The sequence below is a fragment of the Pedococcus sp. P2_E5 genome (genome assembly GCF_056403895.1).
Map to the genome: position 1 here is coordinate 1 of NZ_JBFUEP010000029.1, position 23,025 is coordinate 23,025.

The window sequence follows — 23,025 nt, forward strand, 5'->3', positions numbered from 1 at the left end:
CCTTGGAGCTGTCCCCCGAGGCTCAGGACCTGCTGTTCCGCGACGCCCGCACCGCCAACGCCTTCACCGACGAGCCGGTGACCGAGGTGCAGGTGCGCGCCATCTACGACCTCGTGAAGTGGGCGCCGACGTCGATGAACAACCAGCCGCTGCGGATCGTCCTGGTGCGCACGCCCGAGGCACGCGGCCGACTGGTCGAGCTGATGGGCGGCAACAACAAGGCGAAGACGTCCACCGCTCCCCTGGTGGCCGTGCTTGCTGCCGACACCGACTTCCACGACGAGCTCGGCAAGGTCTTCCCGCACTTCGAGGGTGCACGCGACCTGTTTGCCGGCAACGACGAGATGCGCGAGGGGTCGGCCACCCTCAACGCCACCCTGCAGGTCGCCTACTTCATCCTGGGCGTCCGTGCGGCCGGCCTGGCAGCCGGGCCGATGACCGGGTTCGACGCCGACGGCGTGGACCGTGAGTTCTTCCCCGACGGTGCCCACCGCACGATCGCGGTGGTCAACATCGGTCGCCCCGCCGAGGGCGCCTGGATGGACCGGCTGCCCCGCCTCGACTACGACGAGGTCGTCACCTCCGTCTGAGCCCGCAACAGTTTCGATAAAACCGTTGCACCAGCCGACCTTCCCGAATTAGCGTCGAGCTACACGGAAGGGAGGTGGTCCAAGAAGTGATTTCAATTTGGACGCGTGAGGTGACTGCGCGCTAGCGCACCTCGACTGCTCGAGGTCCGCCATCCGGCGCAATCCCAAGCAGTTCACCGCAGCCCGTGGGCCGTGCAGGTCGTCCCCTGCGCAAGCCGAGCCGATCGTTGTCGGCGAGGCGAAGCCCACGGGCTGTTCCATGCCCGCAGCCGACTTCTGGCCACGCATGGCCCACTTCGCCGGTCTGAGCGCTGTCGGAGCGGGATCGGTGGCCAGAAGTCGACCCAGGGGCGTGCGTCAGGGGTGGCGCAGGGCGGCGGCCTCGGCGGCCAGGGCCTCGATGCGGTCCCAGTCCCCTTGCGCCACAGCGTCTTTCGGCGTCAGCCAGGACCCGCCGACACAGCCGACGTTCGGCAGTGCCAACCACGCGGCCGCCGTCTCGGGCGTGATCCCACCCGTCGGGCAGAACCGCAGGTGCGGACACGGCCCGCTCACCGCAGACAGGTAGGGCCGCCCGCCACTGGCCTCGGCCGGGAAGAACTTCATCGCCTCGAGCCCGGCCTCGGCCAGCACGAGCATCTCYGTCAGGGTGCCGGCGCCCGCGAGCAGCGGCAGGCCACTGGCGAGCGCGGCGTCGAGCAGGCGCGGCGGCGATCCCGGGGTGACCAGGAACTGCGCCCCCGCGTCCTTGACCTGCTGCACCTGCTCCGGCGTGACCACCGTGCCCGCGCCGACGACCATGCCCTCGACCTGCGAGGCCACCGCCTCGATCGCGCCGAGGCCGGCAGCGCTGCGCAGCGTGATCTCGATGACGGGTATGCCGCCGCGCACCAGCGCCCGCGCCAACGGCACCGCCTGCTCGACGGAGTCCAGGACCACCACCGGGATGACCGGGGCCAGGTCGAGGATGTCCGCCTCGCTGTGCAGCACCGGCTTCGTGGGTGCCGGCGATCCGGTGGCGGTCAGGGTGTGGGCGGTGGTCATCGGGTCTCCTCGTGGCTGGCGAACGGGGCGGCATCGCTTCGGTCCCAGACGTGACCGAGGCTGCCGAAGACGTGGGCTCCCTCGTCGGCGCGACCGACGGCGGCCCGCATGGACGCGAACAGCTCGCGCCCGGTGCCGACCCCCTCTGCGCTGACGCGCGGCGACGGGACCCGGGCCGCGAACTCGTCGTCGTCGACGAGGACGTCCAGCCGACCGGTGAGAGAGTCGACCCGGATGACGTCGCCGTCCTGGATCTTCGAGATCGGCCCGGCGTGCACGGACTCGGGAGTCACGTGGATGGCCGCCGGGATGGCGCCCGACGCCCCGCTCATGCGGCCGTCGGTGACCAGCGCCACGGCATACCCACGCTTTTGGAGCACTCCGAGTGAAGGGGTGAGGGCGTGCAGCTCGGGCATCCCGTTGGCGCTGGGACCCTGCTCGCGGATCACGACGACCACGTCGCGGTCGAGCTCGCGCCGGGAGAACGCCTGGAGGAAGCCGACCTGGTCGGTGAAGACACGCGCTGGAGCCTCGATGACCCGGTGCTCCTCCGCGACGGCCGACACCTTGATGACCGCGTGACCCAGGCTGCCGCCGAGGACGCGGAGCCCGCCGTCGACGGTGAACGGGTCGTCGGCCGGGCGAAGGACGGCCGGGTCACCGGATTCCGTTGCGGCGTCGACGAATCCGAGCTGTCCGCCGATCATCACCGGCCGCTGGGTGTAGCGCCGCAGCCCTGGTCCGGCGACGGTCAGCACGTCCTCGTGCAGCAGTCCGTGGTCGAGCAGGGTGCCGATGAGGAACGGCGTGCCGCCGGCTGCGTGGAAGTGGTTCACATCGGCGGGGCCGTTGGGGTAGATCCGGGCGATGGACGGGACCGCGGCCGACAGGTCGTCGAAGTCCTCCCACGTCAGGTCGATGCCCGCTGCGGCTGCCATCGAGATGAGGTGCATCGTGTGGTTGGTCGAGCCGCCGGTCGCCAACAGGGCGACGACCCCGTTGACGACCGTCTTCTCGTCCACGACCTGGCCGATGCCGTACGGCGCGTCGGACGCTGCGATCTCGGCGACCCGGACCGTCGTCGCCGCCGTGAGGGCCGCGCGCAACGGGTCGTCGGGGTGGACGAACGCCGCTCCTGGGAGGTGCAGTCCCATGACGTCCATGAGCATCTGGTTGGAGTTCGCCGTGCCGTAGAAGGTGCAGGTGCCGGGCGAGTGGTACGACGCCACCTCGCTCGCGAGCAGCTCGTCGCGCCCGACCTCCCCTGCGGCAAACGCCTTGCGGGTCTCGGACTTGTCGGCGTTCGAGCGGCCCGAGGCCATCGGGCCGGCCGGCACCAGGGCGGTCGGCAGGTGGCCGAACGACAGGGCCCCGGCCACGAGCCCGGGCACGATCTTGTCGCAGACGCCGAGCATGAGGACGCCGTCGAACACGTCGTGGCTGAGTGCGATGGCGGCCGACATCGCGATGACGTCGCGGCTGAACAGGCTGAGCTCCATGCCCGCCCGGCCCTGGGTGATGCCGTCACACATCGCAGGCACGCCACCGGCCACGCGGGCGACGGCACCGACCTCGCGGGCGGTCTGCTTCATCGCGGCCGGGTAGTGCTCGAACGGCGCGTGCGCCGAGAGCATGTCGTTGTAGGACGTGATGATCCCGAGGCTGACACCGGTGTCGGCCGCCATCGTGGTCCGGTCGCTGCCGCCGCACGCGGCGACCGCGTGGGCGAGGTTGGAACAGCCGAGGTCGGTGCGCGCCGGGCGCAGGCTCAGCTCGGAGGCGGCGCGAGAGATGCGTTGCAGGTATGCCGTGCGGCTGGCGCGGCTGCGGTCGGTCACCCGGGCGGTGACGTCGGCGACGACGGGGTGGATGGCGGGCGCCATGGGGCTCCTGAGGGGATTCGGCGGTCGGGGATGGGACCGCGCGAACGGCTCCGTTGGCGTGCGCGTGTGATTCAGTTCACAAGTGTGACGGCGGCCGGGGATCCGGCAATGGCCATCCCGGCATACGGACCAGTAGCCACCCGGGTGACGGATCACCGCAGGTCGGACAGGATGTCCGTCATGACGGACTGGATCGAACGAACCATCGAGCGGGTCGAGAACGTCATCTACCTCGCCGTGGCGGTGATCCTGTTCGCCGTCGCCTCCGTGGTGATCGGCAAGACCGTGCTGACCTTCGGGGACCTCGGCACCGGCGGGGTGGTCGAGGTGGCCGCCGACATCCTCGACCTGCTGCTGCTCGTCTTCATCGTCGTCGAGCTTCTCTTCGCGGTACGCACCACCCTGTCCAGGCGTGAGCTCGTGGCCGAACCCTTCCTGCTGGTCGGCATCATCGCCTCGATCAAGGAGATCGTCGTGCTGTCGGTCAAGGCGCCCGACCTGCTGGGCAAGCCCGAGTTCGCCGACACGCTGCGGCTGATGGGGCTGCTGACCGGCACGATCATCTTCCTGGCGCTGGCGTCGTTCCTGTTGCGCCGCAAGGAGCGAGAGCCCAGCGAGGGCGCCAACTCCGGCCACGGCGACACCGAGGTCCAGACCCAGACCCACCCCTCCTGACCCTCTGCCACCCCTCCTGACGGGTCGATGTAAACCCGCCGGTGATCCCCGGCGTTTTTACATCGACCCGAGGACGGGGGCGAGGGACAGAGAGGTCAGGGCTGGCGGCGGGACAGCGTCCAGGCGGCCGGCTCGTCCAGCGAACCCTTCGCGACCCTGCTGAAGACGAGACGGTCGTGCAGCCGGTTGCGCCGGCCGCCCCAGAACTCGACCTCGTCGCACAGCACGCGGTACCCGCCCCAGAAGTCGGGCACGGGCACGTCGTCCGCGTTCCCGCGGTCGGGGAACTGCGCGGCATACCTGGCGTAGGCCTCCTCGAGGCCGGCGCGACCCTCGATCGGCTGGGACTGTCGCGAGGCCCACGCGGAGATCCGGGACGCCCACGGCCGTGACCCGAAGTAGCCCGCCACCTCCTCGCGAGAGACCTCCTGCGCCACTCCGCGGAACCGGATCGCCCGGAACATCGCCGGCCAGGTCAGCGAGGCGGCGATCCCACCGGTCGCGGCGATCTCGAGACCCTTGGTGGACTCGGTGCCGGTGACGAAGCCCGGTCCGCGCTCGTCGAAGAAGCGCATCAGCACGGTCCGCACGTTGGGCCGCCCGGCGGCGTCGACGGTGGCGACGGAGAGGGCCAGCGGTTCCGGGACGTCGGACTGCGCCTGCGAGCGCTCGACCGCCTCGTCGACCCAGCGCCTGGCCTGCTGCCACGGCGTCGGCGCGATGTCGCCCTCGGAGATCCCTTCGCCGCTGTAGTCAATGCGATCAGTGTCCACGTGCCGCACATCTTCCATGGGTCGAGATTAGGGTGAAGGCCGGACCAGTCGTCAGGGAGGCAGCATGCCCAGCAAAGGCAAGGCCGTCGGCAACCTCGTGAAGTGGGGCGTGAAGTACGGCCCCCACGTGGTCGTGCTGGCCCAGCAGGCCAAGGAGCCGGCCATGAAGGCCGCCCAGACGGCGCTGGACCGGCAGCGGGCCCGGCGGCGGGCGATCGAGCACGCGGCGACGGTGCGCGAGGGCACGGTGCTCAAGACGTTCGACCCGCGGGCCGACCACAGCGAACCCGTGTGGGTGGTCTTCTCGGCCGACGACCCCATCGCCGCCCACCCCACCTCCACCACTCCGCTCGCCGAGCTGATCGCCAACAGCGACCTGTCGACCCGCGTCCGCCCGGCCGACCTCCCGACCCCGGCCGCACGCCTCAAGCAGCTCCCTCGCCGCCGGACCGGACGCTCGCGATGACCCTCCTGGCGCCGATGGCCGACGGGGCTCGGCGCCAGCTCGCCCACGCGCTGCGCTCCAAGGTCGCCGGCTCCGACGCCCAGGCCAAGGCCGAGCGCATCTGGGGCGCCGAGGGCCCACGCTGGTTCACGCCCGACGACCCGATCTGGCGGGTGCACGCCGACGCGGCGATGTTCCCCGGCGGCATCCGTGCCCTCCTGCTCCAGTCCCTGCACCCGCTCGCGATGGCGGGCGTCGCCGGGCACTCGGGCTACAAGGGCGACCCCTGGGGACGGCTGCAGCGGACCAGCGAGTTCCTGGCCACCACGACCTTCGGCACGATCGACCACGCGCAGGAGCAGATCGCGCGCGTGCGGTCGATCCACGACCGTGTGCGCGGCAAGGCGGCCGACGGTCGCGCGTACTCCGCCGGCGACCCGCACCTGCTGGCCTGGGTGCACGCGACCGAGGCAGACAGCTTCCTCACGGCCTACCAGCGCTACGCGGTGTCACCCCTGAGTGACGCCGAGGCCGACCTGTACGTCGAGCAGGGCGGCATCGTCGCCGGCGCGCTCGGCGTGGTCGACCCACCCAGCACCGTGGCCGGGCTCAAGGCGTGCATCGAGGCCTACCGTCCTGAGCTCGAGTCCACCGCGGCCGCCCGCGAGGCGGCGCGCTTCCTGCTCGTCCACCCGCCGCTGCCGCTGGCAGCCCGACCCGGGTATGCCGCGTTGGCCGCTGGTGCCGTGGCCATGCTCCCGCGGTGGGCCAGGCAGCCGCTGCGGCTGCCGTGGCTGCCCGTCACAGAGCGCCTCGTCGGACGGCCGCTGGGCGGGGTCGCCACGTCGACGGTGCGGTGGGCGATGGCCGACGCGACCGACGAACGCCGCCGCGCCGCCCTGCGACGCGGCAGCTCGGTCTGACCCGCATCAGCGCTTGCGGCGACAGTCGCGTGGTCTGGGCTCAGGGCACGGGGTGGCGCGCGTCGTAGCGCACGAAGCCCGGCTGCAACCGGCCCAGTACGACGATGGCGACGACACAGGCGAGCCCACCCACGACGGCGGTCATCGCTTCGCCGATCCCGCTCGCCAGGAAGCCACCCGCCATCTCACCCAGCCTCGGCCCGCCCGCCACGACGACGATGAAGACGCCCTGCAGCCGGCCGCGCAGGTGGTCCGGTGTGGCCGCCTGCAGGATCGTCGTCCGGAAGACCGCACTCACCGAGTCCGACGCCCCCGCCACCGCCATGGCGACCAGCCCGAGCCACAGCGCCGCACCCCTGGACAGCACCCCACCGGCCGCCAGCATCGCGGCACCGAAGCCGGCGATCGCAAAGCCCCAGCCGACGATGGACACCAGGATCGCCAGGCCCTGACGACGCACGTGTCCGAGCCGCCCGGAGAAGAACATCGCGACGATCCCGCCCACCGCGGCCGCGGCCGACAGGGCCCCCACCGTCTTGGCGCCGCCCCCGAAGATGATGGCGCCCGCAGCAGGGAACAGCACCCGTGGCTGGGCCAGCAGCATCGCGCAGATGTCGGCGACGAAGGTCATGCGCACGTTGGGTCGCGTTGCCAGGAAAGCGAATCCGTCGAGGACCGACCGCAGTCCCGGCCGGCTCGGCGCGGCGCCCTCCTCGGGCTCGGGCGGCAGTGGCTGCAGCCTGGCCAGCCCCCAGAGCGCGGCCGTCGTGATCACGGCATCGGTCGTGTAGGCCGCCTTGAACCCACCCCAGTCGACGAGGAAGCCGGCCATCAGCGGACCCACGGTCATCGAGGCGTTCATCGCGAACACGGACAGCGCGTTCGCCGCCGGCAACAGGTCGCGGGGCAGGATCCGTGGGTAGATCGACGTCCGGGCAGGCGAGGAGACCGCGAACGCACCGTTCCACAACGCCACCAACGCATAGAGCACCCACACGTGCGTGTTGCCGAGCCACGCCTGCAGGGCGCACAGGATGCTCGCCACGAACGCGACGGCCTGGGCGACGAGCCCGACCGTGCGCCGGTCGAAGTGGTCGACGAGCGTGCCGCCGTAGAGCCCCATGACCACCAGCGGCACGAGCGCGCAGAACCCCACGACTCCCACGGCCGCGGTCGACCTGGTGATCTCGTAGACCTGCAGACCGATGGCGACCACAGCCATTTGGGAACCCACGTTGGAGAGGGTGAACCCGACATACAGCCGCCGGTATGCCGCGTGGCCCCGCAACGGGGTCAGGTCCAGGAGCAGCGGCACGAGGCGACTGTATGCCGCGTGGCCGCGTGGCCGCGCCCCGGTGCCGTAGCGTCGGGCCCCATGGACCCCCGCGCCCGGATCGCCCTGCTCATCGACGCCGACAACTCCTCGGCGACGAAGATCGACCTGATCCTCAACGAGCTCAGCGCCTACGGCGAGACCAGCATTCGCCGCGCCTACGGCAACTGGACCAAGGCCGGGCTCAGGCCGTGGGCCGACGTGCTGCACCCACGAGCGATCCGGCCGATGCAGCAGTACGACTACAGCCGCGGCAAGAACGCGAGCGACATGGCGATGGTCGTGGACGCGATGTCACTGCTCTACAACGACCACCCCGACGCATTCGGGATCGTGTCGTCGGACGCGGACTTCACCCCGCTCGTGATGCACCTGCGCGAGAAGGGCGCGGCGGTCTACGGGTTCGGCGAGCGCAAGACGCCCGAGCCGTTCCGCTCGGCCTGCACCAAGTTCCTCTTCCTCGACCAGCTGGCCGAGCCCGACGAGGTCAACGACGTGGCCGCGTTGGGGCCCGACGCCGCCGCGCCGGTCACGCCCATGGAGTCGGAGCCTGCCCCCGTAGGGGCCTCCAGGGCGACCAGCGCGACCGGGGCGACAGCGAAATCCACGACGAAGGCCACGACGAAGGCCACTGCGAAATCCACGACGAAGGACACCGCCAAGGCCACCAAGGCGGTGGCGCAGAAGTCCGTCGCGGCGCGCAAGGGCAGCACACCACCGGCGCGGAAGACGATGCTCGAGCTGCGTCAGGACACGGGCCTGGTTCGCTTGCTACGCAACGCGATCCAGCGCGCTGCGGACGACGACGGCTGGGCCAGCGTGGCGGAGGTCGGCAACCGCATCTCCAACCAGTCGTCCTTCGACTCCCGCAACCACGGGTACGCCTCGTTGAGCAAGCTGCTCAAGGCCACCGAGCTCTTCGACGTCCGCACCGTCGGCAACTCCATGGCAGTCCGTGACAAGCGCCAGGACCGGAAGGCCTGAGCGGCTACGCCGCGAGCCACAAGTCCCCCCGGGGCCCTACGTCCCCAGGAACTCGCGGAGGCTCTCGAGCAGCACGCCCCGCGACGCTCCGACCCAGGCGAAGTGGCTCAAGGCTCCAGTCTCGACCAGCGTGCTGCCGGTGATGGTCGCCTCGAAGTCGAGGGCGTGCGCGAAGGCTGCTCCCCCGTCCGTTCTCGACGCGGTGACCAGCGTGGGCACGCTCACGGCCCGTTGGATCCGCTCGCGCTCGGGCGAGGCCCCGTCGCGGCCCTGGGCGACGTCGAGGACGAAGCCCCTGCCCGAGCGCATCGACAGCAGAGTCGCCCGCGCCTGCCCTCTCTCGAAGGCCGACCACGTGTCGAACCACTCTCCAGCGCGCAGCGTCGACAGCTCGCCCATCATGAGTCGTAGCCCCCGGTCGGTGCGCACCATCGCCCTGGTCGCCGCCCAGGTGGCCCGCTCGACCCGAGGGTGGAAGACGATCCTGGCCATCGCCCGGTCCCGCCTCGTGTCGGGAAAGACGAGCCTGGAGGGCGCGCAGCTGTGCAGGACGAGGCGCTCCGCGAGGTCGCTGGAGACAGCCGTGTGGAGGGCCTGGAGCCCTCCGAAGGAGACGCCGACGACCGCGTCGAACCGGGCGATCCCCAACGCGGCCGCGACCTCGACGACCGCGGGGACGAACTGCGCCGCGGAGAGGTCACCCGTGCCGGTCGCGCCGTACCCGGGGCGGCTGACGGTCACGACCTGGTAGCCGAGCTCGTCGTAGACGTCCTGTCCCAGTGGGGTGATCGCCGAGCAGTGTCCACCCGGAAAGAACAGGACGTGCCGGTCGCCGCCGCCCTGCAGAGCCACCTCCACCGGCCCGAGCCCGCTCGGGACCAGCTGGGTGCCTGGTGCGGCATGCCTGGTCATACCGCGAGTGTGGCGTGCCCGGGGCGCAGACGACTAGGCCGTCAGTCGGCGACCTTGATGCCCAGCTCGGCGGCGAGCGCGGGCCCGAGGTCGATCAGCTGCAGCGCCGACACCGTCGCGCCCCGCAAGCCCGCCACCCCACGCGGCCCGGCCACGTCTGCCCCGGTCAGGTCGACGTCCTTGAAGGTCCCCTTGGTGAAGTCCGGCGACACCAGGCGCGACCCCTCGAACKAGACCCCCGTGAGCGTCGCCTCGGCGAAGTCGGCCTCCGCGAGCTGGCAGTCGACGAACGCGACGTCACGCAGCTTTGCCCCACGCAGGTTGAGGAACTCGATCTTGCAGCGCTCGAACCGCACGCGGGACAGCTCGGCTCCGTACATCGCCACGGCGCCGAGCCGCGCTCCCTCCACCAGGCAGTCGCTCCACGACGACTCGGCGAGATCGACGCCTGCTCCGTGCACGGCATACAGGCTGGTCTCGGAGAAGCGCGAACGCGGGGCGCGCAGCTCGCTCAGGTCGCACCGCTGGAAGGTGCACTCGAGGAAGCGCGAGCCGCTTGCCGATGACCCGCTGAGGTCCTCGGCGAACGCGTCGCCGTCGTAGTCGGTCTCGGCTCTCAGCACCGGGCCATAGTGGCCCATCAGCCGGACAGTGCAGAATGAACCAGCCAGTAGGTCACCGGACGCCCCCCACAGGGACGCCCCACCTTCCCCCCAAGGCCGAGAGGACACCGATGTCCGACAGCGACTTCAAGCCGGGACTCGAGGGCGTCATCGCCTTCGAGTCAGAGATCGCCGAACCCGACAAGGAAGGCGGCTCGCTGCGCTACCGCGGCGTGGACATCAAGGAACTCGTCGGGACGGTCAGCTTCGGGCAGGTGTGGGGTCTGCTGGTCGACAACGAGTTCGACCCGGGGCTGCCGCCGGCCGAACCCTTCCCGCTCCCTGTGCACTCCGGCGACATCCGGGTCGACGTGCAGTCGGCGCTGGCCCAGCTCGCGCCGGTGTGGGGATTCAAGCCGTTGCTCGACATCGACGCCGAGCAGGCCCGCGAAGACCTGGCCCGCGCCTCCGTGATGGCGCTGTCGTTCATCGCCCAGTCCGCCCACGGGCAGGGATCGCCGATGGTGCCGCAGTCCCGCGTGGACGAGGGCCGCACGATCGTCGACCGCTTCATGATCCGCTGGCGCGGCGAGCCCGACCCCAAGCACGTCGAGGCGATCGACGCCTACTTCATCTCCGCGGCCGAGCACGGTATGAACGCGTCGACGTTCACCGCGCGCGTCATCGCGTCGACCGGGGCCGACGTCGCCGCCTGCCTGTCGGGCGCGATCGGCGCCCTGTCGGGCCCCCTGCACGGCGGCGCCCCGTCGCGTGCGCAGCACATGATCGAGGGGGTGGAGAAGACCGGTGACGCCCGCGCCTACGTCAAGGGCGTGCTCGACCGCCACGAGCGGCTGATGGGCTTCGGCCACCGCGTCTACCGGGCCTACGACCCCCGCGCGGCCGTGCTGCGTGACACCTGCGAGCGCCTCGGCGCCCCGCGGTTCAAGGTCGCCCTGGAGCTCGAACAGGCTGCCCTGGCCGAGCTGCGCGAGCGCCAGCCGGACCGCGTCCTCGAGACCAACGTCGACTACTGGGCCGCCGTGCTGCTCGACTTCGCCGAGGTCCCCGGCGCGATGATGACGCCGCTGTTCGCCGCGGCGCGCACGGCCGGCTGGTCGGCGCACATCCTCGAGCAGAAGAAGACCGGGCGCCTGATCCGGCCCAGCTCGCGCTACATCGGCGAGGCCCCTCGCAGCCTGGACGCCGTCTCCGGCTACCGCGCCTGACGCGAGCCCCCCAGCCCCCCGGGGCCGCAGACGAGGTATGCCGCGTGGCTGAGCCAGCCACGCGGCATACCTCTCGCCTTTGCCGTGCGTCCGGGTGGTGGACCTCACGTCCCACGCCTCGGGACGGGATGAGAGACTGACGCGGTGACCGACACTGCCGCCCCCGCGACGCCCACCATCCCTGCCGACCTGCTGCCCAAGGACGGCCGCTTCGGCTCCGGGCCGTCGAAGGTGCGCCCCGAGCAGGTCGAGTACCTCGCCGGACTCGGCACGACCCTGCTCGGCACCTCGCACCGCCAGGCGCCGGTCAAGAACCTCGTCGGCGCGGTCCGTGAGGGGCTGTCCGACCTGTTCAGCCTGCCGGACGGCTACGAGATCATCCTCGGCAACGGCGGGTCGACCGCGTTCTGGGACATCGCGGCCTTCGGCCTGGTCCGCGAGCGCGCCCAGCACCTGGCGTTCGGTGAGTTCTCGGCCAAGTTCGCCAGCGTCACCGACAAGGCGCCCTTCCTCGGGGAGTCCACGATCATCAAGGCCGACCCCGGCTCGCTCGCCACGGCGCGCGCGGAAGCCGGTGTCGACGTCTACGCCTGGCCGCACAACGAGACCTCCACCGGTGTGATGGCACCGGTCAAGCGGGTCGAGGGTGCCGACGAGGGTGCACTCGTGCTCATCGACGCCACCTCCGGTGCCGGCGGGTTGCCCGTCGACGTGGCCGAGTCCGACGTCTACTACTTCGGCCCCCAGAAGTGCTTCGCGGCCGATGGTGGCCTCTGGCTGGCTGCGTTCTCCCCGGCCGCGCTGGACCGGGTGGACGAGATCGCCGGGTCCGGTCGCTGGGTGCCCGACTTCTTCAGCCTGCCGACCGCGGTGTCGAACAGCCGCCTCAACCAGACCTACAACACCCCCGCGCTGGGCACCCTGGCCCTGCTGCGCTCGCAGATCGACTGGATCAACGGCCAGGGCGGCCTCGAGTGGGCCGTGAAGCGCACCGCCGACTCGAGCGGACGCCTCTACGACTGGGCCGAGCGCACGGCATACACGTCGCCGTATGTGACGGACCCGGCCGCCCGCTCCCAGGTGGTGTCGACGATCGACTTCGCCGACGAGGTGGACGCTGCCGCGATCGCCAAGACCCTGCGCGCGCACGGCGTGGTCGACGTGGAGCCCTACCGCAAGCTCGGTCGCAACCAGCTCCGGGTCGCGACGTTCCCCGCGGTCGACCCCGAGGACGTGTCCGCCCTGATTGCGTGCATTGAGCACGTTGTGGGCTGATTCACGACCCTGCACACCTTCTGCGAAGCCCCATTCGGACGTCCTGAGGACCACCCCCGCGCGTAACCTCCGCTCCTACCGCTCGTTGAGCCCCGTGTAACCCCCTTGGGGGCCACCATGTGGTGGGACAACGATGTCGAGGAGCCGGACGATGACCCGCACGATGCGACTGCCGTGGCGCAAGATCGCCGGAGCCGTGCCTGCGCTCGCCCTCATCGGCGCCGGAGTGGCCCTGGCAGCGACGGGAGGCCACCCCGCCACCGACATCGTCGCCGACAACACCCCGGTCGTCACCGTGCCCGGCGAACCGCTCACCGGCCTCGACGCTCCCCGGCTCCCTGAGCTGCCGGCACCACCGGAGGCCGAGCCCACCCCGCTCTACCAGTCGGCCGGCCTCCCTGCCTCGATGAGCGCCAACGGCATCCCCGCGGCTGCCCTGGACGCCTACCGGCGAGCCGCCACGATCGTCGACGCCGCCGACGCCCAGTGCCGGATCGACTGGGCCCTGATCGCCGCGATCGGCAAGGTCGAGTCCAACCACGGTCGCTACGGCGGCAACGGCATCGACCGCGACGGCACCGTCCGCCCCGGCATCTACGGCATACCCCTCAACGGCCAGAACAACACGGCCGTCATCCACGACACCGACGGTGGCTCGTACGACCGCGACCTCACCTGGGACCGCGCGGTCGGCCCGATGCAGTTCATCCCCGGCACCTGGCGCGTTGTCGGCGTCGACGCCAACGCCGACGGCCGCAAGGATCCCCAGAACATGGCCGACGCCGCCACGGCGACCGCGGTCTACCTGTGCTCGGGTCCTGGCGACCTCAGCACCGACTCCGGTGCCCGCTCGGCCGTCCTGCGGTACAACCACAGCGATGCCTACGTCGACCAGGTGCTGGCGATCGCGGCCGGCTACCGGGGTGGCTACACGGTCGTCCCGGGCTCGGACCTGTCAGAGTCGCAGCGCAACGACACGCCCTACCTGCCGTCCGGTGAACCCCAGACCATGGCGAGCTACGACCCGGTCAAGGCATCACAGCCCGCAGCCTCGACCGCGCCCGGCAAGGGCGGCTCGGCGACGCCGGCGAAGCCTGGTTCGGGTGGTGCGGGTGGATCGGGTGGCGACTCCGCCTCGCCGGTTCCGCAGCCGTCGGCCACCTCTGGCGGCGTCGGGGGCACCGTGACCGGGGTCGTCGGCGGAGTGGTCGGTGGCGTCACCGGCAGCACTCCCGCCCCCAGCCCCACTCCGGCCCCCAGCCCGAGCAGCTCGACCCCCGCCCCGCTGCCGTTGGAGGTGCTGCCCGTCAACGGCAAGTGCCCCGCCGGCTACGACCCGGTGCTCAACCCGCTCGGGATCGCCATCCTCTGCACGCTGCACTGACCAGACGGCTTCCGCCCGACCGCTCCGCTCTGGGTATGCCGGGCTCGGCTCCCAGCCCGCTCCACGCCACTTCTGGCGACCGGTGCCGCAGCTGGGCCGGGTCGCTGCGCCCCGGTGAGGCACAGGTGGCCAGAAGTCGGGTGAGGGTCGGCACTTCTGGCCACCGGTGCCCCAACTGGGCCCACCTCGAGCGGGCACGTGCGGGCTGTGTGGCCAGAAGTCGGAACCCGTCAGCGGAAGTTGCCGGCGAGGCTGGCGACGACGGCCACGGCGACCACGATGACGAGAACGGCGATGGTCACGCGCCGGCGAAACAGCGGGGTCACCGGACCGCCTCGGGGACGGGTTCGGAGACCTCGGGCTGCGGGAGCGTGCGGATCCTGATGCGCGGTCGCCGCTGGGACTCATAGGTCACCTGGACATTCTCGCGCCTGGCCATCCGGATGGACACCGCCACCAGCATGAGCCCGACGGCGATGGCGCCGATGCCGATCGTCCAGCGGGGGCCGGCGACGTCGCCGATCCAGCCGATGAGGGGGGCGCCGAGCGGCGTGCCGCCCATGAAGATCGCCATGTAGAGCGCCATCACCCGACCGCGCATGGCCGGGTCGACGCTGAGCTGGACCATCGCGTTCGCTGTCGTCAGGGCAGTCAGCGCGGTGAGGCCCACGGGGATCAGCGCGAGGGCGAACAACGGGTACGTCGGAGCCATCGCCGCCAGCCCGCTCGCGATCGTGAAGCCCACGAGCGCGACGAGCAGGATCCGCAGTCGCGGCCTGGCCCGGCGGGCGGAGAGCAGCGCCGCCGTGAGCGAGCCGATCGCCATGATCGAGCCGAGCAGGCCGTACTCCTGCGGACCCTTGCCGAACTCCTTGGTGGCCATGAGCGCCGTGGTGATCTGGAAGTTCATCCCGAAGGTGCCGAGGACGAACACCAAGGCCATGACGAGCTGCAGGTCGGGGCGGCTGCGCACGTAGGCGAGCCCCTCGCGGATGGCGCCGCTCCCCCGGGCGAGGGCGGGCGCGGGTCGCAGCTCGCTGACGCGCATCGACGCCAGGGCAATCATCACGGCCACGAAGGTCAGGGTGTTGAGCAGCAGCGTCCAGCCCGTGCCGAACGCCGCGATGGTCAGGCCCGCGACGCCGGGACCCACGAGCCGGCCGGCGTTGAACGAGGCGCTGTTGAGGGACACGGCGTTGGCCAGCCGGTCGCGCGGCACCATCTCGGACACGAAGGTCTGGCGAGCGGGGTTGTCGACGGCGGTGGCGATCCCGGTGAACAGCGCGATGCCGTAGACCATCCACAGCTCGGCGCTCCCGGTCACGACGAGCAGTCCGAGGGCCAGCGACGACAGCGCCAGCGAGGTCTGGGTGATGGCCAGGATCCGCCGCTTCGGATAGCGGTCCGCGATCATCCCGGCCCACGGGGCGAGCAGGAGGAACGGCAGGAACTGCAGCCCGGTGACGATGCCGAGCGCCGTCGACGAGTGGTTGGTCAGCTCGGTCAGGACCAGCCAGTCCTGGGCGACCCGGCCCATCCAGGTGCCGATGTTGGAGATGAACGCACCGGTGGCGTAGATGCGGTAGTTGCGGACGTCGAGCGAGGAGAAGGTGGGGCTCACTCGTTGGCCACCCGGGTGAGGATGGCCGAGGCCTGCAGCAGCACGTCCTGCTCGGCGGGGGTGAGGTGGCTGACGCGCACCGACATCCAGGCGTCGCGCTTGCGGCGGATGTCCTTCAGCAGGGTGCTCGCCTCGCTCGTCAGCGACAGGATCACCTGGCGTCGGTCTGCGGGGTCGTCGGTGCGCGCGACGAGCCCGCGCTCGACGAGCGCCGCGACGGTGCGGGTCATGCTGGGGCCGCTCACCTTCTCGATCTCCGCGAGCTCACTCGGCGTGCGCGGTGCCTCCTGGAGACGGCAGAGCACCGAGAACTGGTGCGGCGCAACGACATCCGTGCTCTCGAACCGAACTCGGCGGGAGATGCGCATGCAGGCGAGACGCAGCTCGCCGGCGAGGGCATAGATCGCGGAAGGCGAGAGACCTGCCTCGGCAGYGCGGCGTGGGCGTGCGGCGGGTGGGGTCATTTGTGCCTCCTTGGTCGATACTTAGCATAACTCATTACCTGTGCTAAGTATTTCGACTCACCTCAGCGGGTGTTTCCAAGGCCCAGACGCAGGTATGCCGCGTGGCCCCCCTCACGGGGCCACGCGGCATACACGCTGTGGTCGGGGAGGCGTCAGCCGACGCCGAGGATCTCCTTGATCGGGGTGATCGCGAAGTAGATGACGAACAACGCTGACACGGTCCACAGCAGCGGGTGGATCACGCTGGCCTTGCCGCGCACCACCTTGATGAGGGTGTAGACGACGAAGCCGGCGCCGATCCCGACGGTGATGGAGTAGGTGAACGGCATCAGGACGATGGTGAGGAAGGCCGGGATGGCGATGTCGAGGTCGTCCCAGTCGATGCCCTTGACCTGCTGCATCATCAGGAAGCCCACGACGACCAGGGCCGGGGTCGCGGCTTCGTAGGGGACGACCTTGACGAGGGGCGCCAGGAAGGTCGCGAGCAGGAACATCACTCCGGTGACGACCGAGGCCAGACCCGTGCGGGCACCTTCGCCGACACCTGCGGCCGACTCGATGTAGGACGTGTTCGACGAGACGGAGCCCGCACCACCGGCGATCGCGGCGACCGAGTCGACGAGCAGGATCTTGTCGGAGTTCGGCGGGTTGCCGTTCTTGTCGAGCAGGCCGCCCTCGGCGCCGACGGCGACCATCGTGCCCATGGTGTCGAAGAAGTCCGCGAGCAGCAGCGTGAAGACGAGCAGCAGCGCCGCCACGAAGCCGAGCTTGTCGAACGAGCCGAGCAGGTTGAAGTTGCCGAGCAGGGAGAAGTCGGGGACGTCGACGATCTTGTCGGGCAGCCCGGGGACGTTGAGCCCCCAGCCGGCCGGGTTGACGAACTTGCCGGTGGCGTCGAACTGGCCGCCGATGTTGGCGATCGCCTCGACGATGATCGCCAGGACCGTGCCACCGAGGATGCCGTAGAGAATGGCGGCCTTCACCTTGCGGACCATCATCACGATGATCGCGAGCACACCGATGACGAAGACGAGCAGCGGCCAGCCGTTGAGGTTGCCGGCGATGCCGAGCTCGACCGGGACCGGCCCGACGCCCGTGCGGCGGACGAACCCGGCGTCGACGAGGCCGATGATCGTGATGAACAGGCCGATGCCGACCGAGATCGCGGTCTTGAGCTGCGCCGGGATCGCGCGGAACACGGCTTGGCGGAAGCCGGTCAGCACGAGCACGAGGATGATGACGCCCTCCAGGACGACCAGGCCCATCGCGTCGGCCCAGGTCATCTCGGGCAGCTTGGCGATGCCGAACGTCACGAACGCGTTGAGCCCCAGACCCGTGGCGAGCGCGAGCGGATAGTTCGCGACGACGCCCATGAGCAGCGTCATCACACCGGCGATGAGCGCGGTGCCGGCCGCGACCAGGGTCTGCGCCTTGACGATGTCGCCGCCGCCGAGGAACTGTCCGGTGCCGTCCTGCTGGGTGCCGATGATCAGCGGGTTGAGGACGACGATGTAGGCCATCGTGAAGAACGTGACCAGCCCGCCGCGGACCTCGCGGCTGAGGGTGGAGCCACGCTCGGTGATCCGGAAGAAGCCGTCGAGGCCTCCGGTCGAGGGGGACTTCGGGGACGGGCGCTGCGGTGTCGCAGACTTCGTTGAGGGCTTGGCCATGGGCAGCAGAGTAGGGCCTGACTGTTGCGTCGTCGTGAAAGATAGGCTGCCCGACATGAGCGAGTCGCAACCCACCCCTGACGGTCCGGTCGGCCGTCCCGGAGTGGGGACCGGCCGGCCGGGACCCGATCAGGGCGAAGAGCTGAAGCCGCTGGCCGTCAGCACTGCCCGGATCGTCGTCTGGGCGCAGCTCGGCTGGGTCCTCGCCCTGGCAGTCATCCTTGCGGTGCCCGCGCTGCACGAGGGCCAGCGTGACTGGTGGCCATGGGTCCCGGTGGCCGGCATCGTGCTCGGCCTGATCGGCTTCTCGTACGTGCGCCGCGGTCGCGGCAACGCCGCCGGCGCCCAGTAGCCGCACCCGCCGTGTCCTCGGACGGGGGCGGGGACCGGGGCGGTGCGAGACCCGGCGCCTCAGTCAGACGAGGTCGTAGGCGATCTCGTCGATGATGGGCTGACCGACCGGCATCGGTTCGGCCGGCTCGGCGTCGACCTCGGAGTGGGCGCCGCAGCCGTGGTCAAGACTTACGACGCGACCGTCGGAAGGTGACCAGGCGTTGGCGCACACGCCGAAAAAAGAGCGAAGTGCACCCGCCATCGGGAGGAAGTACCCGCAGGACGAGCAGGGTGCTGGCGCCTTCTCGGCGACATCGGCGTGCGGGCCGTTCTCACCCTCGTACCACCGCTGGGCAGCGGCCTCGCGCCCCTCGGCGGACAGGACGCGCTTGCGGCCCAGACCCAGCTCGTAGGCCGCGAGCTCGTCGACCTCCTCGTCGCCGGTCGCCTCGAACCCGGGTTCGAGCAGCGGGTCGTCCTCCTTGTAGGGGAGCACGTCACCCGCGCTGAGGTCCCCGGGAGCCAGGCGGTCGGCATACGGAAGCCACTCGGGCGACAACAGCGCGCCCTCGCCGGGCACGAGGTTGGTCTCGCACACGGTCGCGACCTTGCCGCGTGACACGCGGGCGACGGTGATCGCCCAGCGCCAGCCCGGGTAGGCCTTGGCGTCGCACGCGAAGAAGTGCGTGGCCAGCCGCTCGTCGTCCATCTGCATGCCCAGGTGGTCACCGACGGTGCCGTGCTCGGCGATCGACTCGGCGGCCTCACGGGCGACGTCGACCGCTGCGGCCAGGACCGCGTCGCGTTTTGGCGAAGCCGAACCGTGTGGTTGCTGCGCGGGCGCCATCACGGCTCGATCTGGTCGGCGAGGAAGCGCAGCACCGCGGCGAGCTTGGTGGCGTGGTCCTTCTCGGGACGACGACCGCGGCGCAGTGCGTTCGACGCGTTGTCGAGCAGCTTGATGGCGTCCTCGACGAGCGGCGCGAGGTCCTCGGGGGACTTGCGCGACGCCTCGCGCTTGCCCGCGGTGACCGTCGGCGCGGCTTCGAGCAGGGTGACGGCGAGCGCCTGCGTGCCGCGGCGCCCCTCGGCCACGCTGAACTCCACCCGCGCGCCGCCCTTGAGCGTGGCGACGCCCTCGGGGAGGGCGTTCGCGTGCAGGAACACGTCGCTGCCGTCGTCGTCGGAGATGAAGCCGAAGCCCTTCTCCGCGTCGTACCACTTGACCTTGCCAGTAGGCACTTGTCTTCCTCTTGCCTCGAAAGTTTGGGGGTGCGTCAATGCGCACTTCCAAGGCTATCGGGTGGGTCCAAATCCTTTCTGTTTCCCCGTCACCACGCGTCGCGTCACGGTCAGGTCACCGTGGTGCGTGAGCCGGACGCAGTCCTGGTATGCCGCGTGCGCAGCCCTTGCTCCCCCGGTCGCCGCCGGTGGAAAACCGGTATCGAGCTGTCGGTGGCGTGCGGGAGGATTGTCCGGTGAGTGAGTCGTCGACGTCGAGCCAGTCCGGGCTACGTGAGTTCTGGGCGGGGCTGCCGGTCGAGGGCCGATGGCTCCTCTCGACCGTGGCGGTGCAGACCCTCGGACGCGGCCTGACCCTGCCGTTCACCGTGATCTACCTGCACGAGGTGCGCGGCATCTCGCTCGACCTCGCCGGCCTGCTGATGGCCTTCATCGCCCTCGTCGCCCTCCTCGTGACCGGGCCGGGAGGCGCGCTGACCGATCGGCTCGGCGCGCGCCGGATGCTGCTCTGGGGCACCGGCGCACAGATGGTCGGCTGCGTCATCCTCGCGTTCGCGACGACGCCGGTCGTGGTGGCGCTGGCGTTCGTCTTCCTCGGGTTCAACTTCGGGGTGTCCTGGCCGGCCTTCAACGCGCTCGTCGCGGCGATCACGACCGGGGCCACGCGCCAGCAGTACTTCGGGATCAACTTCGCGCTGGTCAACCTGGGCATCGGTCTGGGCGGCGTGATCGGCGGCCTCTACGCCGACGTGGCCGACCCGTCGACGTTCACCGTGATCTTCCTGGCCGACGCCGCCTCGATGCTGGTGCCGATCGGGCTGCTCCTCGGACCGTTGCGCCACGTCCACGGCCGCGCCGAGAAGCCCGAGGGCGAGAGCGCGGCGGCGGGCTCCTACCTCACGATCCTGCGCAACCCCGCGGTCGTGTGGGTCACCCTGCTGACCTTCCTCGGGGTGTTCATCGGGTACGGCCAGATGGAGGCAGGCTTCCCGGCGTTCGCCCGTCAGGTCAGCCAGGTGTCGACGAGCGTGATCGGGTTCGCCTTCGCAGTGAACACGGCGGTCATCGTCGGGCTGCAGTTCTACGTCCTGCGCCGCATCACCGGGCGCAGACGCACCCGGGTCCTGATGGGCATGTCCGCCCTGTGGGCGCTGGCGTGGCTGGTCCTGGGGCTGACCGGGTTCGCCCCGGGTGGCGTCGCGGCCGCGGTCGGCGTCCTCGCCTTCCACGCGACCTTCGCCCTCGGCGAGACGCTGCTCCAGCCGACCATCCCGGCCATCACCAACGACATGGCCCCCGACCACCTCCGCGGCCGCTACAACGCCGTCAACGCGGGCGCGTTCCAGTCCGGGACGATCCTGGGCCCTGTCGTCGCCGGCTTCATGCTGAACCACCACTGGTCGGCGGCCTTCATCGCCATGATCGTCGTGGGGTGCGCGCTCATGGTGGTGCTGGCCTTCGCCGTCGAACGCCGGATCACCCCGCTCGTCAACGGTCTCCAGGGCGATGCGACGCCCACGGGTCCAAGCGGCCTCCAGAACGATGCGGCACCCAAGGGTCCGGGAGCGGGATCGGCGGCCGGACCGGAAGCACCCGCGCTGCCGACCTCGCCAGCGACCCCTCCGATGCAGGCAGTGCCCACCACTGGCCCCGCCGCGGCTGGGCCGGGTGCGAGCGCCGTCAGCTGAGCACGGCCGGTTCGATGCCCCACTGGGCCGACCAGGACTGACCCGGTTCGAGGACGACCAGTCCCTCACCGGAGTTGAAGGCGTTCGCGGGGCACGACATCGGTTCGACGGCGATGCCGCGGACACCGTCGACTCCGGTGTCGCGGCCCTTGGCGGTGAACACCTGCACCCAGTTCAGCGACTCGTCACCCCACACGGTGACCTCGCCGGTCGCGAGCCCGCCGACCACGACCTCCCAGGCTCCGGTGGTCGCGGACCGTGACAGGTCGGTGAACGCGGTGTCCAGCTCGGTCGCCCCCAGCGCGCGAGCGGTGCGGAAGTCCACCTCGGGACGCACGGGCCCCGTCCCCGTCGGGATCAGGCGGTCGTCGACCAGCACCTCTCGAGCCGCGGGGATGGCGAGCTCGACCTGGGCCAGCGGAGTCTCACCGAGGGCGATGTAGGGGTGCGCCCCGAAACCGAACGGTGCAGGAGTCGGGCCGACATTGGTCGCGTGCACGCTGACGGTCAGGCCCCCCTCGTCGAGGACGTAGTTGACGCTCAGGTCGAGGATGCCGTCCCAGCCTGGCTGGGGATGCAGCCGGGTCCGCACCGTGAGCGCAGACCAGTCGTCGTCGTGCCAGTGCAGCTGCCAGGTGGCCCACCGCACCAGACCGTGGTTGGCGTTGCGCAGGACCGCCTCGGTCAGGCCGAGCTGACGCTCCTGCCCGCCCACGGAGTACTTCCCGTCCCGGATCCGGTTCGGCCACGGCATCAACACCTGACCGCGGCCGGCGCGGCATACCTCGTCGTCGGCGTAGCCGGCCACGACGTCGGTGCCGTCCACGCGGTAGGTGCGCAGGCCGCCGCCCACCTCGACGACGGTGGCCTCCTGCCGTCCGCGCCGAAGGGTCCACTGCTCACCACTGGGAGAGGTCACGGCGCCCACGCTAGCGGCGCTTGCCCAGGGCTCGTCCGAAGTTCCGTCCGAGGACACGACGCGCCGCGCGATCCGGGAGTGGGCAGTCCCAAGCCCGGCGTGGCGTGTCCTCAGTGGGGGGAGGCAGGTGGTCAGTCCTTGCGAGTCCCGGTCACGAGGACCGCCTTGGCGCCGGTCTTCTCGGCGACGACGAGGACCGAGTCGCCGACCTTGAGGTTGGTGGCCCGGCCACGGGTGTCGGCACCGATCGCATAGGTCGCGGTGAAGTTGTCCGCGCTCTTGACCGTGATCGAGGTGGCGCTGGCCTTGGTCACCTCGCCGCGCTGGAGCGTCATCACGGTGGCCTTGCCGTTGTCCTCGACGGTGAACTCACCGTGCTGGACGTTGCCGAGCCCCCTCGCCTCGCGCATGAGCGGACCCAGGCCGTTGCCCATGCCCTGGCCCATTCCGTTCCCTTGGCCGTTGCCCTGGCCGTCGCCCTGGCCGTTGCGCTGGCCCTCGGGCGCCTTCGGGAGCCGGTCGAGCTTCTTCTGCTGACCGGGCGGGAGCATGCCCCCGTCGCCGACCCGCTCGATCCGGTCGGAGCGGTCGTCGTGGCCGATGGCACGCACGGCCACGAGTCCGGCCACGCCCATCAGGGCGAGCACCATCAGGGCGACCAGGCAGCCAGCCACGATCACGGCGATGGTTCCACCGGTCGTCGAGGTCGCCTGGCGCCACAGTCCGGGGCGCCTCGGCGGGGGGCCACCGGGCGCGGCGTACCCGCCAGGGGTTCCCGGACCGCCGGGGCCACCACCAGGGCCACCACCAGGACCCCCGGCGCCGCCCGGCCCGACAGGGCTGACAGGACCCGAGCCCTCTGCCGCGGAGACTGCGGGCAGTGGCTGCGTGGCCGCGGGTGGCGCGCTCGCCGCCTCCGGCCCCGAACCCTGCGTGGCAGGATCCACGGGTGGCTTGGCGGCCCCCTTGGGAGTGCGGGGCTTCGTGGGTTCGGTGGGCTCCGACATGGCGCGTCCTCTCGTTGCCACAAGTGTGC

Annotated in this window: 23 protein-coding genes; 10 read left to right on the forward strand and 13 right to left on the reverse strand. The window is 70.9% G+C overall.

Annotation, left to right across the window (positions count from 1 at the left end; all coding sequences use genetic code 11):
* Positions 1-590: malonic semialdehyde reductase (locus AC1DVZ_RS11170; RefSeq protein WP_477618265.1), on the forward strand; the 590-nt coding region annotated here is incomplete at its 5' end.
* Between the two features lie 357 nt (positions 591-947).
* Here AC1DVZ_RS11170 and eda read toward each other — a convergent pair.
* Entirely contained in the window at positions 948-1,634 is a 687-nt protein-coding gene (eda, locus tag AC1DVZ_RS11175; RefSeq protein ID WP_477618266.1) for a bifunctional 4-hydroxy-2-oxoglutarate aldolase/2-dehydro-3-deoxy-phosphogluconate aldolase, read from the reverse strand.
* A complete protein-coding gene (edd, locus tag AC1DVZ_RS11180; protein WP_477618267.1) occupies positions 1,631-3,517 on the reverse strand; it encodes a phosphogluconate dehydratase in 1,887 nt (628 codons plus the stop codon). Before edd ends, eda begins: the two co-directional genes overlap by 4 nt.
* Before the next feature lie 180 nt (positions 3,518-3,697).
* Between edd and AC1DVZ_RS11185 the strand changes: the two genes are divergently transcribed.
* The gene (locus AC1DVZ_RS11185) at positions 3,698-4,192 is read left to right on the forward strand and encodes a phosphate-starvation-inducible PsiE family protein (protein WP_477618268.1); all 495 of its coding nucleotides are present in this window, start codon (positions 3,698-3,700) and stop codon (positions 4,190-4,192) included.
* 95 nt (positions 4,193-4,287) lie between these two features.
* Here AC1DVZ_RS11185 and pdxH read toward each other — a convergent pair whose 3' ends face one another.
* A complete protein-coding gene (gene pdxH / locus AC1DVZ_RS11190; RefSeq protein WP_477618269.1) occupies positions 4,288-4,965 on the reverse strand; it encodes a pyridoxamine 5'-phosphate oxidase in 678 nt (225 codons plus the stop codon).
* Positions 4,966-5,029: 64 nt separating this feature from the next.
* On the opposite strand from pdxH, the gene AC1DVZ_RS11195 reads away from it, so the two are divergent.
* Positions 5,030-5,431, forward strand: coding sequence for a hypothetical protein (locus tag AC1DVZ_RS11195; RefSeq protein WP_477618270.1), 402 nt, complete (start codon positions 5,030-5,032; stop codon positions 5,429-5,431).
* Complete coding sequence (locus tag AC1DVZ_RS11200; protein WP_477618271.1) at positions 5,428-6,333, forward strand: oxygenase MpaB family protein; 906 nt, start codon at positions 5,428-5,430, stop codon at positions 6,331-6,333. Before AC1DVZ_RS11195 ends, AC1DVZ_RS11200 begins: the two co-directional genes overlap by 4 nt.
* Before the next feature lie 40 nt (positions 6,334-6,373).
* On the opposite strand, the gene AC1DVZ_RS11205 is transcribed toward AC1DVZ_RS11200, so the two are convergent.
* Positions 6,374-7,648, reverse strand: coding sequence for an MFS transporter (locus AC1DVZ_RS11205; RefSeq protein ID WP_477618272.1), 1,275 nt, complete (start codon positions 7,646-7,648; stop codon positions 6,374-6,376).
* Between the two features lie 60 nt (positions 7,649-7,708).
* Between AC1DVZ_RS11205 and AC1DVZ_RS11210 the strand changes: the two genes are divergently transcribed.
* Positions 7,709-8,650 carry an NYN domain-containing protein gene (locus AC1DVZ_RS11210; protein ID WP_477618273.1) on the forward strand — a complete coding sequence of 314 codons (942 nt, stop codon included), beginning with the start codon at positions 7,709-7,711 and terminating at the stop codon, positions 8,648-8,650.
* 36 nt (positions 8,651-8,686) lie between these two features.
* Here the strand turns inward: AC1DVZ_RS11210 and AC1DVZ_RS11215 are convergent, their stop codons facing one another.
* Positions 8,687-9,562 (reverse strand): alpha/beta fold hydrolase, encoded by an 876-nt coding sequence (locus tag AC1DVZ_RS11215; RefSeq protein WP_477618274.1) that lies wholly within the window; start codon positions 9,560-9,562, stop codon positions 8,687-8,689.
* Positions 9,563-9,603: 41 nt separating this feature from the next.
* Entirely contained in the window at positions 9,604-10,203 is a 600-nt protein-coding gene (locus AC1DVZ_RS11220; protein ID WP_477618275.1) for a pentapeptide repeat-containing protein, read from the reverse strand.
* A 92-nt stretch (positions 10,204-10,295) separates the two neighbouring features.
* On the opposite strand from AC1DVZ_RS11220, the gene AC1DVZ_RS11225 reads away from it, so the two are divergent.
* The 3 genes from AC1DVZ_RS11225 (at position 10,296) to AC1DVZ_RS11235 (ending at position 14,052) form a co-directional block, all read left to right on the forward strand.
* Positions 10,296-11,393 (forward strand): citrate synthase 2, encoded by a 1,098-nt coding sequence (locus AC1DVZ_RS11225; protein ID WP_477618276.1) that lies wholly within the window; start codon positions 10,296-10,298, stop codon positions 11,391-11,393.
* A gap of 144 nt (positions 11,394-11,537) precedes the next feature.
* Positions 11,538-12,668: a phosphoserine transaminase gene (serC, locus tag AC1DVZ_RS11230; protein ID WP_477618277.1), complete on the forward strand. Its 1,131-nt coding sequence runs from the start codon at positions 11,538-11,540 to the stop codon at positions 12,666-12,668.
* Between the two features lie 151 nt (positions 12,669-12,819).
* A complete protein-coding gene (locus AC1DVZ_RS11235) occupies positions 12,820-14,052 on the forward strand; it encodes a lytic transglycosylase domain-containing protein (RefSeq protein ID WP_477618278.1) in 1,233 nt (410 codons plus the stop codon).
* 322 nt (positions 14,053-14,374) lie between these two features.
* On the opposite strand, the gene AC1DVZ_RS11240 is transcribed toward AC1DVZ_RS11235, so the two are convergent.
* The 3 genes from AC1DVZ_RS11240 to AC1DVZ_RS11250 form a co-directional block, all read right to left on the reverse strand.
* The gene (locus AC1DVZ_RS11240; protein WP_477618279.1) at positions 14,375-15,673 is read right to left on the reverse strand and encodes an MFS transporter; all 1,299 of its coding nucleotides are present in this window, start codon (positions 15,671-15,673) and stop codon (positions 14,375-14,377) included.
* Positions 15,670-16,137: a MarR family winged helix-turn-helix transcriptional regulator gene (locus AC1DVZ_RS11245; RefSeq protein WP_477618280.1), complete on the reverse strand. Its 468-nt coding sequence runs from the start codon at positions 16,135-16,137 to the stop codon at positions 15,670-15,672. Before AC1DVZ_RS11245 ends, AC1DVZ_RS11240 begins: the two co-directional genes overlap by 4 nt.
* Before the next feature lie 152 nt (positions 16,138-16,289).
* Positions 16,290-17,807 carry an NCS2 family permease gene (locus AC1DVZ_RS11250; protein ID WP_477618281.1) on the reverse strand — a complete coding sequence of 506 codons (1,518 nt, stop codon included), beginning with the start codon at positions 17,805-17,807 and terminating at the stop codon, positions 16,290-16,292.
* Positions 17,808-17,862: 55 nt separating this feature from the next.
* Here AC1DVZ_RS11250 and AC1DVZ_RS11255 point away from each other — a divergent pair, with 55 nt between their 5' ends.
* Complete coding sequence (locus AC1DVZ_RS11255) at positions 17,863-18,159, forward strand: DUF2530 domain-containing protein (RefSeq protein ID WP_477618282.1); 297 nt, start codon at positions 17,863-17,865, stop codon at positions 18,157-18,159.
* Between the two features lie 63 nt (positions 18,160-18,222).
* Here AC1DVZ_RS11255 and AC1DVZ_RS11260 read toward each other — a convergent pair whose 3' ends face one another.
* Both AC1DVZ_RS11260 and AC1DVZ_RS11265 read right to left on the reverse strand, forming a co-directional pair.
* Complete coding sequence (locus AC1DVZ_RS11260) at positions 18,223-18,987, reverse strand: DUF3027 domain-containing protein (RefSeq protein WP_477618283.1); 765 nt, start codon at positions 18,985-18,987, stop codon at positions 18,223-18,225.
* Positions 18,987-19,382: a cold-shock protein gene (locus AC1DVZ_RS11265; RefSeq protein WP_477618284.1), complete on the reverse strand. Its 396-nt coding sequence runs from the start codon at positions 19,380-19,382 to the stop codon at positions 18,987-18,989. Before AC1DVZ_RS11265 ends, AC1DVZ_RS11260 begins: the two co-directional genes overlap by 1 nt.
* 236 nt (positions 19,383-19,618) lie before the next feature.
* On the opposite strand from AC1DVZ_RS11265, the gene AC1DVZ_RS11270 reads away from it, so the two are divergent.
* On the forward strand, positions 19,619-21,070 hold the full coding sequence (locus tag AC1DVZ_RS11270) for an MFS transporter (RefSeq protein WP_477618285.1): 1,452 nt from the start codon (positions 19,619-19,621) through the stop codon (positions 21,068-21,070).
* Here the strand turns inward: AC1DVZ_RS11270 and AC1DVZ_RS11275 are convergent.
* Positions 21,063-21,989, reverse strand: coding sequence for an aldose 1-epimerase family protein (locus tag AC1DVZ_RS11275; protein ID WP_477618286.1), 927 nt, complete (start codon positions 21,987-21,989; stop codon positions 21,063-21,065). The genes AC1DVZ_RS11270 and AC1DVZ_RS11275 overlap by 8 nt on opposite strands.
* Before the next feature lie 131 nt (positions 21,990-22,120).
* Positions 22,121-22,996, reverse strand: a complete 876-nt coding sequence (locus AC1DVZ_RS11280) for a hypothetical protein (RefSeq protein ID WP_477618287.1) — start codon at positions 22,994-22,996, stop codon at positions 22,121-22,123.
* Positions 22,997-23,025 lie beyond the last annotated feature (29 nt).